The organism is Burkholderia sp. AU45251, from assembly GCF_030482905.1.
Lineage (GTDB): Bacteria > Pseudomonadota > Gammaproteobacteria > Burkholderiales > Burkholderiaceae > Burkholderia > Burkholderia aenigmatica.
Genome location: NZ_JAUJQH010000075.1, coordinates 1 through 1,082, shown reverse-complemented (window position 1 = coordinate 1,082; position 1,082 = coordinate 1). Strand labels below are relative to the sequence as shown.

1 protein-coding gene is annotated in these 1,082 nt (G+C 65.3%); it reads right to left on the bottom strand.

Annotated features, from left to right (window positions below; translation table 11 throughout):
• Positions 1-1,082, bottom strand: a 1,082-nt coding sequence (locus QZM67_RS39795; RefSeq protein ID WP_301811954.1) for an alkaline phosphatase family protein, incomplete at both ends; no start/stop codon positions are given.

The following is a 1,082-nucleotide window of genomic DNA, read 5'->3' as shown; positions in this document are numbered from 1 at the left end:
ACCGTACCCGGCTTGATGAACTTCGAGATCATCACCGCGCCCGTCTGGTCGCCGCCGAAGCTCTGCTTCGTGAGGTTGATCGTCGCGCCGTGGTAGGCGAGCGACGACGTCTGCGGGAAGACCGGCAGGTTCGGCCCCGGCTGCTGGCTGCAGCAGGTGGTGCCCGCGAACGTGAGGTTGGTCACACCCGGCGACGGTTGCGACACGCTCGCATAGCTGCTCTCGTCGAAATTGACGATCAGCAGCCCGTCCTTCTGGAATGCCGGCGACGCGGTGATCAGCGGCACCCACTTCTTCAGGAACGCGTCGGCGCTCGTCAGGCCGCCCGCTTCACCGTTCGCACACGGCGCGTCATGGCCGTCGTGACACAGGTTCGGCGTGATCAGGTTGAAGTTCGCCGTGGTATCGGCCGACTTCAGGTCGTTCTCGAGGCTCGCGAGATTCACGACGTTCTTCGCGCAATCCGGCGAGTCGATGATCGAATGGAAGTACACGAACGGATTGTGGCGCGTCGCGTACTGGTCGCCGGCCGGCACGGCCGCACTCGGCGCCTGCGCAACTTGCGTCAGGTCGGTCGTGTTCAGCGTCGGATGGCCGCAGGTCGCCGCCTCGCGCGACGGGTCGTTGCCCATGTCCTCTTCGTAGCCCTTCCACGTATAGCCGGCCGCCTTCAGCTGGTCGGGCAGCGTCTTCACGGTGGCCGGATACACGCAACCCGAGCCGATCGCCTGCCCGTCCGGCGTCATCCCGGTCAGCTTGTAGTCCTGGAACACCGGGCAGTCGTTGTCGGTTTCATTGGTCGGCGACTGGCCGCTGAGCATCGCGATGTAGTTGTCGAGGCTCACGTGCCCGGTGCCGTAGTACTGCTGCACCAGCGCACCCTGCGCGGCCAGCGTCGTCGCAAGGTACGGCGCCTTCGTGTTCGCGCCGAACGTGGTCGTGTAGTTCTCGTTTTCGAGCGTGATCACGAACACGTGGCGAATCTGCTGCTGGCCGCTCGCCTGCATCGACGACGATCCGCACGCGGTGACAATCAGCGCGACGAGCGATCCGAGCGCGGCCACCAGCGTGGCACGCATCCA